This window comes from Roseovarius albus (assembly GCF_900172335.1).
Taxonomy (GTDB): domain Bacteria; phylum Pseudomonadota; class Alphaproteobacteria; order Rhodobacterales; family Rhodobacteraceae; genus Roseovarius; species Roseovarius albus.
This window is the reverse complement of sequence record NZ_FWFX01000019.1, coordinates 23,188-39,132: the sequence shown is the minus strand read 5'-3', so window position 1 is coordinate 39,132 and position 15,945 is coordinate 23,188. Positions and strand designations below refer to the sequence as shown.

14 protein-coding genes are annotated in these 15,945 nt (G+C 57.3%); 9 read left to right on the top strand and 5 right to left on the bottom strand.

Annotation, left to right across the window (positions count from 1 at the left end):
* Positions 1 to 88: 88 nt before the first annotated feature.
* Genes hisG through hisS form a run of 3 tightly spaced genes read right to left on the bottom strand, consistent with a single transcriptional unit; the run spans position 89 to position 3,506 of the window.
* Positions 89 to 781, bottom strand: a complete 693-nt coding sequence (gene hisG / locus ROA7450_RS19625; protein ID WP_085807660.1) for an ATP phosphoribosyltransferase — start codon at positions 779 to 781, stop codon at positions 89 to 91.
* On the bottom strand, positions 778 to 1,863 hold the full coding sequence (locus tag ROA7450_RS19620) for an ATP phosphoribosyltransferase regulatory subunit (RefSeq protein WP_085807659.1): 1,086 nt from the start codon (positions 1,861 to 1,863) through the stop codon (positions 778 to 780). The genes hisG and ROA7450_RS19620 overlap by 4 nt, the downstream gene beginning before the upstream one ends.
* The gene (hisS, locus tag ROA7450_RS19615) at positions 1,860 to 3,506 is read right to left on the bottom strand and encodes a histidine--tRNA ligase (RefSeq protein WP_085807658.1); all 1,647 of its coding nucleotides are present in this window, start codon (positions 3,504 to 3,506) and stop codon (positions 1,860 to 1,862) included. Before hisS ends, ROA7450_RS19620 begins: the two co-directional genes overlap by 4 nt.
* Positions 3,507 to 3,618: 112 nt before the next feature.
* Between hisS and ROA7450_RS19610 the strand changes: the two genes are divergently transcribed.
* Complete coding sequence (locus ROA7450_RS19610; RefSeq protein ID WP_085807657.1) at positions 3,619 to 3,813, top strand: SlyX family protein; 195 nt, start codon at positions 3,619 to 3,621, stop codon at positions 3,811 to 3,813.
* A gap of 6 nt (positions 3,814 to 3,819) precedes the next feature.
* On the opposite strand, the gene ROA7450_RS19605 is transcribed toward ROA7450_RS19610, so the two are convergent.
* Positions 3,820 to 4,452 (bottom strand): hypothetical protein, encoded by a 633-nt coding sequence (locus tag ROA7450_RS19605; RefSeq protein ID WP_085807656.1) that lies wholly within the window; start codon positions 4,450 to 4,452, stop codon positions 3,820 to 3,822.
* Positions 4,453 to 4,738: 286 nt separating this feature from the next.
* Between ROA7450_RS19605 and ROA7450_RS19600 the strand changes: the two genes are divergently transcribed.
* The gene (locus ROA7450_RS19600) at positions 4,739 to 5,182 is read left to right on the top strand and encodes an SRPBCC family protein (RefSeq protein WP_085807655.1); all 444 of its coding nucleotides are present in this window, start codon (positions 4,739 to 4,741) and stop codon (positions 5,180 to 5,182) included.
* Between the two features lie 23 nt (positions 5,183 to 5,205).
* Here ROA7450_RS19600 and dnaE read toward each other — a convergent pair whose 3' ends face one another.
* A complete protein-coding gene (gene dnaE / locus ROA7450_RS19595; RefSeq protein ID WP_085807654.1) occupies positions 5,206 to 8,706 on the bottom strand; it encodes a DNA polymerase III subunit alpha in 3,501 nt (1,166 codons plus the stop codon).
* A gap of 149 nt (positions 8,707 to 8,855) precedes the next feature.
* On the opposite strand from dnaE, the gene ROA7450_RS19590 reads away from it, so the two are divergent.
* From ROA7450_RS19590 to ROA7450_RS19560, 7 genes are all read left to right on the top strand, one after another.
* Positions 8,856 to 10,379, top strand: a complete 1,524-nt coding sequence (locus tag ROA7450_RS19590; protein ID WP_143534547.1) for an ABC transporter ATP-binding protein — start codon at positions 8,856 to 8,858, stop codon at positions 10,377 to 10,379.
* Complete coding sequence (locus tag ROA7450_RS19585; protein WP_085807652.1) at positions 10,366 to 11,448, top strand: ABC transporter permease; 1,083 nt, start codon at positions 10,366 to 10,368, stop codon at positions 11,446 to 11,448. Before ROA7450_RS19590 ends, ROA7450_RS19585 begins: the two co-directional genes overlap by 14 nt.
* Positions 11,448 to 12,368 carry an ABC transporter permease gene (locus ROA7450_RS19580; protein WP_085807651.1) on the top strand — a complete coding sequence of 307 codons (921 nt, stop codon included), beginning with the start codon at positions 11,448 to 11,450 and terminating at the stop codon, positions 12,366 to 12,368. Before ROA7450_RS19585 ends, ROA7450_RS19580 begins: the two co-directional genes overlap by 1 nt.
* A 33-nt stretch (positions 12,369 to 12,401) precedes the next feature.
* Complete coding sequence (locus tag ROA7450_RS19575) at positions 12,402 to 13,475, top strand: BMP family ABC transporter substrate-binding protein (protein ID WP_085807650.1); 1,074 nt, start codon at positions 12,402 to 12,404, stop codon at positions 13,473 to 13,475.
* A gap of 104 nt (positions 13,476 to 13,579) precedes the next feature.
* The gene (locus ROA7450_RS19570) at positions 13,580 to 14,242 is read left to right on the top strand and encodes a DUF938 domain-containing protein (RefSeq protein WP_085807687.1); all 663 of its coding nucleotides are present in this window, start codon (positions 13,580 to 13,582) and stop codon (positions 14,240 to 14,242) included.
* Positions 14,243 to 14,311: 69 nt separating this feature from the next.
* Complete coding sequence (locus ROA7450_RS19565) at positions 14,312 to 15,076, top strand: glycoside hydrolase family 25 protein (protein WP_085807649.1); 765 nt, start codon at positions 14,312 to 14,314, stop codon at positions 15,074 to 15,076.
* A 121-nt stretch (positions 15,077 to 15,197) separates the two neighbouring features.
* Positions 15,198 to 15,809, top strand: coding sequence for a DUF937 domain-containing protein (locus ROA7450_RS19560; RefSeq protein ID WP_234999610.1), 612 nt, complete (start codon positions 15,198 to 15,200; stop codon positions 15,807 to 15,809).
* The last annotated feature ends 136 nt before the right edge of the window (positions 15,810 to 15,945 follow it).

The following is a 15,945-nucleotide window of genomic DNA, read 5'->3' as shown; positions in this document are numbered from 1 at the left end:
GTTGTACGCGGGTTTTGTACAAAACTCGATATCGAAACCATGAACTATTCCGCCCTCTAACGCTCTGCTCAATGAATATTAACCAATGTTAAAGTTGCAAAAGCCCCGTGAGCTCTTTCAGTGTCTCGGCATCTGCTTTGGACATGTTTGCCTTGCGTGATCGGAACAGGGTGGCCTGACTGCGCAGCATCAAGCCGTCGCTCAGGATCTTGAGGTGGTTGGCACGCAGGGTGTCACCGCTGGAGGTGATATCGGCAACGGCCTCGGCGGTTTCGTTCTTGACCGTGCCCTCGGTTGCGCCTTGGCTGTCGACCAGCTGGTAGTCGGCCACGCCTTTTTCCCGCAGGAAATCGCGCACCTGACGGTGGTATTTGGTGGCGATGCGCAGGCGGAAGCCGTGGGTCGCGCGGAAGGCGGCGGCGGCGGCGTCAAGGTCATCCATTGTGCCTACGTCAACCCAGCAAGTGGGCACGGCCAGCACCAGATCGGCTTGACCAAAGCCCAGTTCAGCTAGCTCGGCGACCTGTTGTTCCCAAAGGGCCAGCTTTTCGCGAATAAGATCGGTTCCGGTGACGCCAAGGTGAATGCGTCCCGCAGACAATTCGCGCGGAATTTCCCCGGCGGACAGTAAGACCAGTTCGACATTGTCGATACCCTGCACATAGCCGGCATATTCGCGGTCCGAGCCGGAACGGCCCAGTTCAATGCCGCGTTTGGCGAACCAGTCAAAGGTTTTTTCCATCAAGCGGCCCTTGGAGGGCACTCCAAGTTTCAGGCTCATGCTGCGCCCCCCAGTTTAACAACCAGACCGGGGCGGATAACGCCACCAACGGCGGGAATTTCGCGGCCCTGCCCCAGCTGGCGGGTCAGAGCGTCGTAACGACCGCCCGAAGCGACGGGGGGCAGATCGGGGCGGCTTTCGGCGTAGAAGCCAAAGACAAAACCGTCGTAATACTCCATCTGCGTACGGCCATAGCTGGCCTCAAAATCCAACTGATCAACGTTGATACCGTTGCTTGCCAGCGCTTCGAGCCGTTTTTCCAGCCGCTCAACCGCAGCACGGATCTCCGGCAGATCAACAGCGATATCCAGTAGGCGTTCCAGCGCGTAGGGGCTGGTCTCACGTACGGCGAGGACGGCATCAAGAAGAGCGACCTCATTTTCAGAAATGGGCGCGGCAGCAGCGTCTTCTTTGAGGGCATTGATGCGCTGGAAAATCTCAGTCTCGGACCGCAGGCCGGTCATCGGGCCGATGTTGGCCATTGGATCCTCTGCCGCCAGCAATTTCACGCGGCTTTCCGGCGCAGGGATCTTGCCCGAGAACCGGTCGATCAATGCGCGGAACCGCTTTGGCCGCCAGATGTGGCGGCGCAGGGCATGTTTGCGGCGCTCGGTCGTGTTCAGCCCATCGACGGCGGCCATTAGGATGCCGATGTCGCCGGTGGCAGCGCGCAGGTTCATCGGCTTGAGGATGTCATAAATCAGCGCAAAGACACGTGCATCCGCTGCTGCCGGGTTCGCGCGATCAAACAGCTCGAACCCGACCTGCATATATTCGTTGGCACGATCCGGGTCGTCTTCTTGACGGCGGAAGACCTCACCCGAGTAGGTGTAACACGCCGGTTCTGCACCGTGTTCCATGTGCATCTGCACTACGGGCACGGTGAAGTCGGGGCGCAGCATCTGTTCGCCGCGCAGGGCGTCAGAGGTCACATAGGCGCGGGCGCGGATGTCTTCGCCATAGAGATCGAGCAACACGTCGGCCGGTTGCAGCACGGCGGTTTCGACCGGCTGTGCGCCAGCGGCCTCGAACAACCCGCGCAGGCGGTACATTTCAGCCCGGATGCTGTTGCGGGGTGTCATGCGCTTTGCCCGTCAAGGATTTCCTTGACCTTGGCGACAAGCTGATCGCGCGGCACTTCGAACTGGCTGGGGCGTTCTTTCCATTCTTCCAAAGTGGCGCTTTCGGCAATTTTTGCGCCAAGGATCAGATCTTTGATCTGGACGATGCCATTGGCCTTTTCGTCACCGCCTTCGATTACGGCAATCGGAGAATTGCGCTTGTCTGCGTATTTCAGCTGGTTGCCGAAGTTCTTGGGATTGCCAAGGTAAACCTCGGCCCGGATGCCCGCGTTGCGCAGCTCGGCGACCATAGCCTGATAATCAGCCATGCGGTCGCGGTCCATCACGGTGACCACAACGGGACCCGTGACATTGCCACCGATACGGCCTTTTTCGCGCAAGGCCGCGAGCAGGCGATCAACGCCGATAGAAACGCCTGTGGCAGGCACAGCCTGACCGGTGAAGCGTTTGACCAGATCGTCGTAGCGCCCGCCGCCCGCAACCGAGCCAAACTGGCGCTTGCGACCTTTTTCGTCAAAGATTTCGAACGTCAATTCTGCCTCGTACACCGGGCCAGTGTAGTAACCCAAGCCGCGCACAACGCTGGGATCGATGACAACTTGATCTTGACCATAACCTTGAGCCGCTAATAGGTCAGAAATTTGCTCAAGCTCGTCTACACCTTGCCCCCCAACTTCGGAACTACCAACAATTTCTCGCAAATATTGAATCGTGAAGTGCGAGTTAATTGCTAAAGATTTCTCTGGAACAGGAATTCCTCTTTTCTGAGCTATAGGAGCGATCTTCGCTCGCACTAAATCTTCGAAGAAATCGCTACCTGACATTTTAGCGGCTTCTTGAGCGTCGTGGATTCGTTTGAATATGTTAGATTTCGCTTCGACGAACTGCATAACAGTATCGATTTGGAGTGGAGAGAGATTCGCTCCCTTAGTGAAATCTCCACTAGCGTCTGCGCGGCCCGCTCCAAGCAGGTCACGCACACCTTTGCCGCCAAGCCTATCAATCTTATCAATAGCCCGGAGAACAACACCTCTTTCATATTCAAACTTTGACGGTTCGTTAGCGTCCAAGATACCGGCAATTTCCATCACACCATTGAGGACTTTGCGGTTGTTGATCCGCACCAGATAGTCGCCGCGCGGAATGCCAACGGTTTCCAACGTGTCGGACAACATCGCGCAAATCTCGGCATCAGCCGCCATCGACGCCGTGCCAACTGTATCGGCATCGCATTGATAGAACTGGCGGAAACGGCCCGGTCCGGGTTTTTCGTTGCGCCAGACCGGCCCCATCGCATAGCGACGGTAAGGCGTTGGCAGGTCATTGCGATACTGCGCATAAACACGGGCCAAAGGCGCGGTCAGGTCATAGCGCAGCGCCATCCAGTCACCTTTGTCTTCGTCATCGGCTTCCTGCCAGGCAAAGACACCCTCGTTTGGGCGGTCCACGTCGGGCAGGAATTTGCCCAGCGCCTCGACGGTTTCGACCGCGCTCGATTCCAGCGCCTCGAACCCATAACGATGGTAGACCTCAGCAATCGCACGCAGCATCTGCGTCCGTTCGGTTACCTCGGTTCCGAAGTAATCACGAAAACCCTTCGGCGTTTCTGCCTTGGGCCGGGGCTGTTTCTTGGTCTTGGCCATTTATTGAGGTCCTTGAGCGCTCTGAAAACTTGAGGCGGGATGTAGCCGATGGGGGGAACAGGAGCAAGGTGCCCTGTTGCGTGTGGCCCCTTGTTTCATTAATCCGTCACACATGAGCACCGTTGAAGAACATATCGCCCATCTGACCCACACGGTTGATGAACTGTCTCAAGAGGTCGCCTGCCAGCAGACCGAGATCGCGATGCTGACGCGCCGGGTGCAGTTGCTGATGGAACGCGAAGCCGGACGCGAAGCTGATGAGGGTGGTCAGATTGTGTTGGGGAATGAACGTCCGCCGCATTGGTAGGGTGGCTCAGACGCCCTTGCGATCCTGTGCGGCGATGCGGCCATTGTGCAGCAGCACATTGTTCCAGCGGGCGTTGCCGCCAAAACGTTCATAGATGCTGAGAAACACCGTGCCGCGCTCCAGCCGGCTGATCTTGCGGCCGCAGGGTTTGCGCTTGGGCACGCCGCAGGTTTTCGATTTCAGCTTGTCATAGGCTTTGTCGGTGTCGCTGTAGGGGTGGATTTCCGCAGGCAGACCATAGCGGATCTGTTCGTGCAGCGTGACCGATCCGAACACCGCCAAGGCGGCGCTAAACTGGCGGGCACAGCCATCGGCAAAACCGGTGACATAGAAAGTGCGCAGGCCGGTGGCACCGGGTTTGCTGTCATAGAGCTTGTATTTGGGCGATCTGGCGGGGTGTTTCTCGACAGCCTTGCCCAGTTGTTTGCCCCGGACGCTGCAGTTTTTGACCACTTTGCCAAAGGGAACGGGGCCAGACAGAGCCGCGAGTGGTGGGCCGTTTTTGCTGTCCTTTGGCGCAATCTCCAAGAGCGGCGCGCCGTCGGCGACATCTTCAGCTGCGAAACGCGGCATATCACTGATCGGCTCGGAACAAGCGACCAGAGACATGGAAACCAAGATGAAAAGCGGCAGCTTCAAAGGATTCCCCTTACAGGTTGGGGAGGCTTTACACGAAAACAGGGTGTCAGGTCTATGGGGGTGTTTGTCGGGGTCGAATTCAGGCTGGAGGTTGCTGAATACTTTTGCCCGAAAACAGGGGGCGCAGCGACGCCGGGCAGGGCCCGCCGTCCAAATCAGTGGCCTGAGCCATCATTTTTCATTTGGCACGTTGCCTTGCGTGACTGGCGTTCTTAACGGGGTGACCCTAATTCATTCATCACCTAGAATGAGACCGAACAGAAACTAGTCGTGGGGTAGGCACAATATGGCAAAAATCACGCACCAAGTCGGTATCGCGGGCGAAATTAAGGAAATTTACCGTGCCATGCATGAACCGGAAGGTTTGAACGGCTGGTGGGCCACAACCACCGACGGCACACCGACTATTGGAGAGGTTCTGGACTTGCATTTTGCCGATGTTGTGACCTTGTCATTTCGGATCGATGAACTGAACGAAAATGCAAAAGTTGGCCTGCACTGCGTGTCCGGCCCTGGCCCGTGGCAGAATTCTACGCTGCTATTTTCATTCAAATCTGATCATGATCAGGTTTGGGTCACGCTGGAGCATGAAAACCCAGCGGCAACGGACACTGAGTTCTTGTATTTCAGCACCAAATGGACGTGCTATCTTTTGAGCCTGCGCGATTTGATCGAAACAGGTGTCGGGTGCCCGTATCCCAATGACATTAAAATCCACGTCGGAGACTGATCCCGATATCAGCAGCCTTGAGTTTAAAACTCTTCAACCGCCATCACACCGGCAAGGCTTTTGATCGCGCCTTTGATTTGGGGGTTCACGGGGTATTCGGTGCCGGTGTCGATCTCGACCTCGCCGGGCAGTTCGGGATCGAGCAGGCAGAACTGGATCGGGCCGCGACCGCCGCTTTTGACGGATTTGGCCGCACCATCAAGCACCGAGGCGACGGAGGCGATGGCCGAGGCTTCTTCGATAAAGATCTTGAGGCCTGCGGTGCCCGCACCGGCCACCACATCATCCACCGGGGCGACAGAACGGCCCAGCAGTTTGAGCTGGTCGCTTTCCATTGCCGCCTCGACCGTCAGGACCACCAATGAGCCGGTTTCCAGAAACTCGCGGGATTTTTCCAGTGCGTCGGAAAACAGCGTCACCTCATATCCGCCGGTCGTGTCGCTGAGCTGGGCAAAGGCAAAGCGGTTGCCGCGGGCGGATTTGCGTTCTTGCCGTCCGGCCACGACGCCGGCCATTTTTACGATGGCAGGGGCGCGTTCGACCTTGAGCGCGACCTCGTCGAGGGTTTTGACATCCTTGCGTTTGAGCACGGCAAGGTAGTCATCCAGTGGGTGTCCAGACAAGTAAAACCCGATGGCGCGGAATTCTTCGGTCAGGCGCTCGGCGGGCAGCCAATCATCCATCTGCGGCAGACGGGGTTCAGGCAGGTCATCACCCGCCTCGCCAAACAGGGACACCTGATTTGAGTTGCGCTGCTCATGTATGGCGGCGGAATAATTGGTCAACGCTTCAATGCTGCCGAACACCCGGCGGCGGTTCCGATCCAGCTGATCAAATGCCCCGGCACGGGCCAGCATTTCCAACGAACGCTTACCCACGCGTTTGAGATCCACCCTGCGAGCGAAATCAAACAGGGTGACAAAGGGGCTGTCTTCGCGGGCATCGGTGATGAGCTTCATCGCCTCAACACCGACATTCTTGAGTGCGCCCAGCGCGTAGTGCAACACGCCGTCCTGCACCACGAATGTCGCTTCGGACCGGTTCACGCAAGGCGGCGCATAGGGCAGACCAAGCTGCTTTTTTACCTCTTCGAAATACACCGCCAGCTTGTCGGTCAGGTGCATATCGCAGTTCATCACCCCAGCCATAAATTCAACCGGGTGGTTGGCCTTGAGCCATGCAGTCTGATAGCTGACCACAGCATAGGCGGCGGCGTGGGATTTGTTGAAGCCGTAGTTGGCGAATTTTTCCAGAAGGTCGAAAACCTCAGACGCCTTTTTCTTCTCAACTCCGTTTTCAGCCGCGCCTTTTTCGAACTTGGGGCGTTCGGCGTCCATCGCCTCTTTGATTTTTTTACCCATCGCCCGGCGCAGCAGGTCAGCGCCACCCAATGAGTAACCCGCCATGACCTGCGCGATCTGCATCACCTGTTCCTGGTAAACGATGATGCCTTGGGTTTCCTCAAGGATATGGTCGATTAGCGGGTGCACCGACTCGCGTTCCTTGAGGCCGTTTTTCACCTCGCAATAGGTCGGAATGTTTTCCATCGGGCCAGGGCGGTAGAGGGCCACAAGGGCAACGATGTCTTCGATACAGGTGGGTTTCATGCGCTTAAGCGCATCCATCATGCCCGCGCTTTCCACCTGGAACACGGCGACGGTTTTGGCCGAGGCGTAGAGCTTGTAGGTCAGTTCATCATCCAGCGGGATGTGACCTATGTCGTTCTCGGCCCCTTCTTTGGGTTCATAGATAACGCTGCCGTCAGCAGATTCGTGCAGCTGCCGCCCACCGGCGCGTATCTGTTTGATGGCGTTCTCAATCACGGTCAGGGTTTTCAGACCCAGAAAGTCAAACTTGACCAACCCGGCCTGCTCGACCCACTTCATGTTGAACTGGGTGGCGGGCATATCGGACCGCGGATCGCGGTAGAGCGGCACCAGCGCATCCAAGGGTCGGTCACCGATCACCACCCCGGCGGCGTGAGTTGAGGCGTTTCGAAGTAACCCCTCAACCTGCATTCCGTATTTCAGCAGGCGGTCGACGACTTCCTCTGACTTCGCCTCGGTGCGTAGGCGTTCCTCTTGTTCCAGCGCCTTTTCGATGCTGACGGGTTTGACGCCTTCGACCGGGATCATCTTGGACAGGCGATCGACCTGACCATAAGGCATCTGCAATACACGACCGATGTCACGCACGGCGGCCTTGGACAAAAGGGCACCGAAGGTAATGATCTGGCCAACCTTGTCGCGGCCATATTTTTCCTGCACGTATTGGATCACCTCTTCGCGGCGGTCCATGCAAAAATCAATATCGAAGTCGGGCATCGACACCCGTTCAGGATTTAGAAACCGTTCAAACAGCAGGCTATAGCGTAGCGGATCAAGGTCGGTGACTGTCAGCGCATAGGCCACCAGCGAGCCCGCGCCCGAACCCCGGCCCGGGCCAACCGGAATATCATTGTCCTTGGCCCATTTGATAAAATCGGCAACGATCAGGAAGTAGCCAGGGAAGCCCATGCCCTCGATGATGCCCAGCTCAAACTCCAGCCGTTCTTCGTAGTCTTCAACGCTAGCGGCATGGGGGATCACAGCGAGGCGTGCTTTGAGCCCCTCTTGCGCCTGACGACGCAGTTCTTCCACCTCGTCATCAGCGAACTTGGGCAGGATCGGATCACGACGATAGGTACCAAAGGCGCAGCGCTGGGCGATCTCGATGGTGTTCTCAATCGCTTCGGGCAGGTCAGCAAACAGCGTGGCCATTTCCTTTGGCGATTTGAAGTAGTGCTGGGCGGTCAAACGGCGGCGCGGCTCGGACTGGTCCACATAGGCGCCTTCGGCGACGCAGAGCATGGCATCATGGGCCTCGAACATCTCGGCCTTGGGGAAATAGACATCATTGGTGGCGACCAACGGGATGTCCATGGCATAGGCCAGATCGATGGTGCCGCGTTCCGAGAGCTGCTCCGCTTCGGGCAGGCCGCTCTCACCCGGATGGCGTTGAAGTTCGGCATAAAGTCGATCGCCAAAGATTGTCGAAAACCTCTGCATCAGGGCCTGAGCAGCGGGGCGTTGTCCGTTTTGCAAAAGTCGGCCCAGAGGGCCATCGGGGCCACCTGAAAGGCAGATCAAATCGCTGCTGAATTGCTCCAATTCCTCCAGTGTGACATGGGGCAGTTGATCACTGCCACGCAGGTACAGGCACGAGTTCAGCTTCATCAGGTTTTCATAGCCTTGCTCATTCTGAGCCAGCAAAACGATGGGTGCAGGCGGCGCGGGCCGTTCGCCGGGGACAGTCGCAACATAGTTCAGGCTCAGCTGACAGCCCATGATCGGTTGCAATCCCGCGCCCTGCGCCGAGACCGAAAACTCCAGAGCGGAAAACATGTTGTTTGTGTCGGTCACCGCGACAGCGGGCATGCCCATTTCAACGCATTGGCCGGGCAGTTTTTTCAACCGCATTGCCCCTTCGAGCAGGGAGTATTCGGTGTGAACGCGCAGGTGAATGAATCGTGAAGTGCTGGTCATAGCAGCACCTTAGCTCGGCGGGGTGCAGGGCGAAAGACGTCGATTGGTTTTGCGTTGGGTAAATCGTTCAACGCCAATGAAAGCATTGAGCTTAACAATGTGGCTGGGCTAGAGTCGTCAGGGATCAGGGCCAAAGTTGGGGAAGCAGTTTGGTACAGACACTTATGGCCATCAGCAACCTGACCAAAACCTATCCGGGTGTTGTGGCAAATGATTCCGTTTCGATGGAGCTGCGGGCGGGCGAAGTACATGCGCTGTTGGGAGAGAACGGCGCGGGCAAATCCACCTTGGTCAAAATGATCTACGGCTTGGTGAAACCAGACAGCGGGTCGATGAAGTTTCAGGGCCAATCCTTTACCCCAGCGAACCCACATACTGCGCGGCAGGCTGGGGTGGCGATGGTGTTTCAACACTTTTCGCTGTTTGATGCGATGAGCGTGGCGGAAAACATCGCCTTGGGCATGGAGAACCCTCCACCGATGCGTGATCTGTCCGACCAGATCAAGGCGGTGAGCGAAACCTATGGCCTGCCCCTGCAACCCGATCATATCGTAGGCGATCTGTCGGCGGGTGAGCGGCAGCGGGTCGAGATCATTCGTTGTTTGCTACAGGATCCGAAGCTGCTGATCATGGATGAGCCGACCAGCGTGTTGACCCCGCAAGAGGTGGGCGTGCTGTTCGAAACCCTGCGAAAGCTGACGGCGCAGGGTGTGGGGATCCTGTATATCTCGCACAAGCTGGATGAGATCCGTGAGCTGTGCCAGCACGCCACCGTGCTGCGGCGCGGGCAGAATGTGGGCTCCTGCGTGCCAAGTGAGACCAGCGCGCGGGAGATGGCGGAGATGATGGTTGGATCATCGTTCCAGACACCAGAGCGCAGCCGTCATGCGCTGGGCGATGTGGTGTTGAAGATCGATAAACTTTCGGCCCCGTCCCCCAATGAATTTGGCACCCCACTGCGCGAGATCAGCCTGGAGCTGCACGCGGGTGAGATTTTGGGCATCGGCGGTGTCGCTGGGAACGGGCAAGATGAATTGCTGGCCGCGCTGTCTGGTGAGATGCGCACGGTTGCTGATGCGGTTGTCTTTGAAGGCGAGGTCATTGGGCGGTTAGCCCCGGCAGCGCGGCGCAAGATGGGATTGCTGACCGCACCCGAAGAACGACTGGGCCACGCCGCAGCGCCAGACATGAGCCTGACAGAAAATGCCTTGCTCACCGGGGCGGAACGGGAAAACTTGACCAGCCGTGGCTTCCTGAAATGGGGCGCGGCGCAGAAGTTTGCCCAATCGGTGATCGAAAGTTTCGATGTGCGCACGCCGGGCACGGAAACGGCCGCGCGCGCATTGTCGGGCGGGAATTTGCAGAAATTTGTCATCGGCCGCGAGGTGCTGCAACGCCCCAAGGTGCTGGTGGTGAACCAGCCCACCTGGGGCGTGGATGCAGCAGCGGCAGCGGCGATCCGGCAAGCACTTTTGGATCTGGCAACCGAAGGTGTTGCCATCCTCTGCATCAGTCAGGATCTGGATGAATTGATTGAAATCTCTGACCATTTTGCTGCGCTCAACGAGGGACGCTTGTCCGACATTCGGGAAACCGAGAGCCTGAACATGGAACAGATCGGCCTGATGATGGGTGGGGCACATGGCATGGAGGTGGCGCATGTTGAGGCTTGAAAAACGCGCGCAGCCCTCCAAACAATGGGCTGCTTTGGCACCGGTGTTGGCAGTGCTGATCACGATGGTGGTGGGCGGCGGATTGTTTGCTCTATTGGGGAAGAACCCGTTCGAGGTGATCCGCACGATCTTCTGGGATCCACTGTTTGGGGAGTTTGCGTTTTACTATCGTCCGCAACTGCTGATCAAAGCGGGGCCGCTGATCCTGATCGCCATTGGCTTGAGTCTTGGTTTCAGGGCCGGCATCTGGAACATCGGGGCTGAGGGACAATATATCATCGGCGCGCTATGTGGCGCGGGCGTGGCGCTGACGTTCTATCCGCTGGATGCATGGTTCCTGTTTCCGATGATGATTTTGGCGGGTGCCTTGGGCGGCTGGGCCTGGGCGATGATCCCGGCGCTGCTGAAGGTGCGGTTTGGCACCAATGAAATTCTGGTCTCCTTGATGCTGGTCTACGTGGCGGAAAAACTGCTGGCCGCGATGGCGCTGGGCCCGATGCGCAACCCCGAAGGTCACGGTTTTCCGGGTAGTCGCAACCTGCAACAATACGAGTCGGCCCATAATGCCGAGCTGTTCACCGGATCAGGTCTGCATTGGGGTGGGATCACCGCGCTGTTGGCGGTGATCTGCGCTTATATCTTACTGAACCGGCATATTCTGGGCTTCAACATCCGCCTACTGGGACAGGCCCCCCGGGCCGCGCGGTTTGCCGGGGTGAACCCAAACCGGTTGACGGTGTTCTGTTTGGGCATCTCCGGCGCGCTGGCCGGGTTGGCAGGGATGTATGAAATCTCTGGCCCGTCAGGGCAGGTCAGCATCGATTTCAACGTCGGCTATGGCTTTACTGCTATTATCGTCGCCTTTCTGGGTCGCTTGCATCCGGTGGGGATTTTACTGGCGGGGCTGTTGATGGCGCTGACATACATCGGCGGTGAAATTGCCCAGTCGAACATGAACCTGCCCGCAGCGGCCATTCAAATGTTCCAGGGCATGATGCTGTTTTTCCTGCTGGCGGTGGACCTGATGGCCAATTACCGCCTGCGTTTGACCCGTGCGGAGGTGTCGTGATGGATCTGTCGTCAATCAAACCCGCACTGTTGCTGGCCTCACTCATGATTGCGGCGACGCCCGTGATATATGCCGCCATTGGCGAGCTGGTGGTGGAGCGCGCCGGGGTGCTGAACCTTGGCGTTGAAGGCATGATGATCACCGGGGCGATCTGCGGCTTTATCGCCGCCGTGAACACGGATTCGCCGATGCTGGGCTTTATGGCGGCGGCTGTTGGGGGGGCGCTGCTGTCGCTGTTATTTGCATTGCTGACGCAATATGCACTGGCCAATCAGGTGGCCAGCGGGCTGGCGCTGACGCTGTTTGGGCTGGGGGTGAGTTCCCTGCTGGGGCAGGGCTATGTCGGGATCAAGCCGCCAAGCACGCCCAAGCTGGACATTCCCGTGCTGTCGGATCTGCCGGGAATCGGCACGGTTTTGTCAGCGCATGATATCATGATCTACCTGGGCTTGTTGCTGGTGGCGGCAGTCTGGGCGGTGCTGAAATACACCCGCATCGGGCTGATCCTGCGTGCGGTGGGGGAAAACCACGATGCGGCGCATGCGCTGGGCTACAAGGTGGTACGCGTGCGCGTACTGGCGATCATGTTCGGTGGGGCCTGCGCCGGTCTGGGCGGGGCCTACATCAGCTTGGTTCGCGTACCACAATGGACCGAAGGTATGACCGCCGGTGTCGGCTGGATCGCGCTGGCGCTGGTGGTTTTTGCCTCTTGGCGCGCCGGGCGCGTGTTGTTGGGCGCGTGGCTGTTTGGAGGGGTAACGGTGTTGCAGCTCAACTTGCAGGCGGCAGGCGTCGCCATCCCAGTCGAATATCTTTCGATGTCGCCCTACTTGATCACCATCGTCGTCCTCGTCATCATGTCGTCAGACAAAAACAAGGCCCCGGCATCGCTGGGCAAAATCTTCCATGCCTCATCCTAATGGCATGCTGCCAATAAACAGGGAGTATTATTCATGAAGTTTATCAATCTGCTTGCCAGTGCTGTGCTGGCGCTGGGCACGGCCAGCGCGGCGGTGGCCGAAGACAAGACCAAGGTCGGGTTTGTCTATGTCGGCCCGGTCGGTGACGGCGGCTGGACCTATGAGCATGACCAGGGTCGTCTGGCCGTCGAGGAGCATTTCGGCGACAAGGTCGAGACCGTTTATCAGGAAAGCGTTCCTGAAGGCCCGGATGCCGAGCGGGTGATCACGCAGATGGCGCTGCAGGGTGCGGACCTGATTTTCACCACCTCATTTGGCTATATGGATCCAACGCTGAATGTCGCGGGGAAGTTCCCGGATGTGAAATTTGAGCACGCCACAGGGTATAAGACATCCGATAATATGGCGAATTATTCGGCGCGTTTCTACGAAGGCCGCGCGGTGCAGGGCCATATCTCAGGCAAGATGACCAAGAGCAACATCATCGGCTACATCGGCTCGATTCCAATCCCAGAGGTGATCCGGGGCATCAACGCGGCCTATATCCATGCCAAGAAGGTTAACCCTGATGTGCAGTTCAAGATCGTCTGGGTGTTTGAATGGTTCGATCCGGCAAAAGAAGCCGATGCTGCCAAGGCCCTGATCGATCAGGGAGCCGACGTGATCCTGCAGCATACTGATTCAACCGCGCCACTGGCCGCGGCCGAGGAAGCAGGCGACGTCATTGGCTTTGGTCAGGCTTCGGATATGGCCGAATACATCGACGGGCCACGGGTTAGCTCAATCATCGACAACTGGGCGCCTTACTACATTGCGCGTACGCAAGCCGTCATGGATGGCACATGGGAAAGCGTCGCCACATGGGATGGTATCGCGCCGGGCATGGTCGAGATCGGAGAGATCACCGACAAAGTGCCTGCTGATGTGAAAGCCGAAGCGCTCGCATTGAAAGAATCAATTGCCGCCGGCGATTATCATCCCTTCACCGGCCCGTTGAAAAAACAGGACGGCTCAGACTGGCTTGCCGAAGGTGAAGTGGCCGATGATGGTACGCTTCTGGGCATGAACTTCTATGTCGAAGGGCTGGACGGCGACATCCCGCAATAAGATTTCTAGATATTTTTTTAAAGCCCCGCCGATTGGTGGGGCTTTTACATTTGAGAACACTAATGCACGCGATATCTTTTGCAGACATTCATAAGGATACCCAAATGCCAATTCGCCCCCCACTCTCCGGTGTTGCGTCGGTTGCTTCTCCTGAAGGAGGCGGAAAACTCTCGGCTCCGGCGGCAGCACGCAACAAGGATTCAATTGTGGATGCGTTGCGCCGGTTCCTGCCTGCCTCTGGCAATGTATTGGAATTGGCCAGCGGGACAGGACAGCACGCTGTCGCACTGGCAAAGGCGTTTCCAAATCTCATATGGCAACCAACAGATATGGACCCCAGCCGCCTGAGCAGCATCGATGCTTGGGCGGATGAGGCAGAACTGGAGAACTTGAAGTCAGCAGTTACCTTGGATGCGGTGAATCCAGGCTGGGCCACAGCTCACGCTCCACAGGATGGCGTATTGTTGGTCAACCTGCTGCATCTCATCAGCACGAATGAATCCAAATGCATTATCCGCGAAGCTGCGCAGGCGTTGAACCCCGGTGGCCGTTTGATGATCTATGGTCCATTCTTGCGTGAGGGCCGCGCCACGAGCGAAGGCGATCAGAGCTTTCACAGCCGCCTACAGTCCCATGATCCCGAGACCGGCTACAAAGATCATGAGGATGTCATGACATGGGGACTGGACCAGGGCCTTGCACCCCACGATACCATCGAGATGCCCGCCAACAACCTGTTCCTGATCTGGCAAAAACCCGCCGTCTGACAGGTTGTGTTTATCAGAGCGCTTGCTAGGCTAAGGACAGATTCAACCGATTTGTTCCGGAGACTTTTGATGTTGCGCGCTTTGACTTTAGCCCTGATCGCTTCGCTTTCCCTTATCGCCCCAGACTCGCAGGCACAGGATGTGCGCAAAGCCAAATTCGGCGACAGCAAACCGGTCAACTGGAAGAGCCGCGCGCCGTCGACTTACCCGGTGCATGGCATCGATGTGGCGCGGTTTCAGGAGCGGATTGATTGGAAAAGGGCCCGCAAAGATGGCGTGAACTTTGCCTTTATCAAGGTGACCGAAGGCGGTGATCTGCTGGACCCTATGTATGCCGATCACTGGCGCGGGGCGAAAAAGGCCGGGGTCGCACGCGGGGCTTATCATTTCTACTATTTCTGCACCAAACCCGAAGTGCAGGCACGTTGGTTCCTGAAGAATGCGAAGAAAGACAAGGGCGCCCTGCCCCCGGTTCTGGACATGGAGTGGAACCCGTTTTCCCCAACCTGCAAGAAGCGCCCCCCTGCTGCCGAAGTGCAAAAGCAAATGAAAACGTTTCTGAAAATCGTTGAGCGGGGTTACGGCCAACGGCCAATCATTTACACCACGCCGCAGTTCTACAAAGACGCAAACCTGCATCAGATGGCAGGCGAAGAATACTGGCTGCGCTCCACCGCGAAGACGCTGGACAGGGCCTATCCCGGGCAGAAATGGAGCTTCTGGCAATACTCGGCAACCGGGGTGATTTCCGGGGTTGAGGGGGATGTAGATCTTAACGTCTTTGTGGGCAGCAAGGCCGATTGGAAACGCTGGTTGAACGCACGTCAAAGATAGCGGCCAAACGTTTACCTAATGTCAGAACTGTAGTGAAGCTCGGAATATTCCCCTTAATTCTGGATCCAAGCTGTGGTGCATTTGCGCCAAGTTTTTGCGCATTTGATATAGGAGAGTAATGATGTCACTGATGAATTTGTTGCAGCAGGCACAAGGTGGTCAGGGCCTTGGACAATTAGCACAACAACTTGGGTTGGCTCAGAGTCAGGCCGATAGTCTGACGGAAATGCTAGCTCCGGCAATTGGATCAGCTGCACGCAAACGCGCTGAATCAGGTGGATTAGACGATATTTTGGGTGCTCTGCGCGGTGAAAATCAGGCAGGCATGTTTGACGACGCCCAAACAGCGGCCAGCCAAAGCGGACAGGCGCAAGGGCTCGACTTTCTTGAGCGTCTCATGGGTGGCCGCAACGAGGCGCAGGATCTGGCGAATGAAGCGGCCCAACGCGCAGGTGTTGATCAAGGGTTAGTTCAACAATTCCTCCCTGCCCTTGCTGCGATGGTCCAAGGTGGATTGCAAAAACAGATGCCAGATAGCCAGATTGACGGAATGATTGCAATGCAGGCCAGCGCCCAGGGCCAAGGCGGTGGTTTGATGGGTATGATAGGTAATCTCGTTGGTGGCGGAAACGCTCAGCAAGGTGACGTTGATCTGTCGATGTTAACAGGACTTCTGGATGCTGACGGCGATGGTTCGGCTCTGGATGATGTTCTGGGCAAGCTGATGCGTTGACTTTAAAGGGTTCTTAACACTTCTGAGTCATGCTTGATGACACCTCCGAGTTTTACGGTTCCCGCAGGATTTTGAACACTCACAATACAAAACGGGCGGCTCAAGGCCGCCCGTTTCCAAATTGAGTTAAACGCGA

What these genes read in the sequence shown, in the direction of transcription:
- hisG (WP_085807660.1), bottom strand. Translation starts at nt 781, where the DNA reads ATGAGCCTGAAACTTGGAGTGCCCTCCAAGGGCCGCTTGATGGAAAAA.
- ROA7450_RS19620 (WP_085807659.1), bottom strand. Translation starts at nt 1,863, where the DNA reads ATGACACCCCGCAACAGCATCCGGGCTGAAATGTACCGCCTGCGCGGG.
- hisS (WP_085807658.1), bottom strand. Translation starts at nt 3,506, where the DNA reads ATGGCCAAGACCAAGAAACAGCCCCGGCCCAAGGCAGAAACGCCGAAG.
- ROA7450_RS19610 (WP_085807657.1), top strand. Translation starts at nt 3,619, where the DNA reads ATGAGCACCGTTGAAGAACATATCGCCCATCTGACCCACACGGTTGAT.
- ROA7450_RS19600 (WP_085807655.1), top strand. Translation starts at nt 4,739, where the DNA reads ATGGCAAAAATCACGCACCAAGTCGGTATCGCGGGCGAAATTAAGGAA.
- dnaE (WP_085807654.1), bottom strand. Translation starts at nt 8,706, where the DNA reads ATGACCAGCACTTCACGATTCATTCACCTGCGCGTTCACACCGAATAC.
- ROA7450_RS19585 (WP_085807652.1), top strand. Translation starts at nt 10,366, where the DNA reads ATGTTGAGGCTTGAAAAACGCGCGCAGCCCTCCAAACAATGGGCTGCT.
- ROA7450_RS19580 (WP_085807651.1), top strand. Translation starts at nt 11,448, where the DNA reads ATGGATCTGTCGTCAATCAAACCCGCACTGTTGCTGGCCTCACTCATG.
- ROA7450_RS19575 (WP_085807650.1), top strand. Translation starts at nt 12,402, where the DNA reads ATGAAGTTTATCAATCTGCTTGCCAGTGCTGTGCTGGCGCTGGGCACG.
- ROA7450_RS19570 (WP_085807687.1), top strand. Translation starts at nt 13,580, where the DNA reads ATGCCAATTCGCCCCCCACTCTCCGGTGTTGCGTCGGTTGCTTCTCCT.
- ROA7450_RS19565 (WP_085807649.1), top strand. Translation starts at nt 14,312, where the DNA reads ATGTTGCGCGCTTTGACTTTAGCCCTGATCGCTTCGCTTTCCCTTATC.
- ROA7450_RS19560 (WP_234999610.1), top strand. Translation starts at nt 15,198, where the DNA reads ATGTCACTGATGAATTTGTTGCAGCAGGCACAAGGTGGTCAGGGCCTT.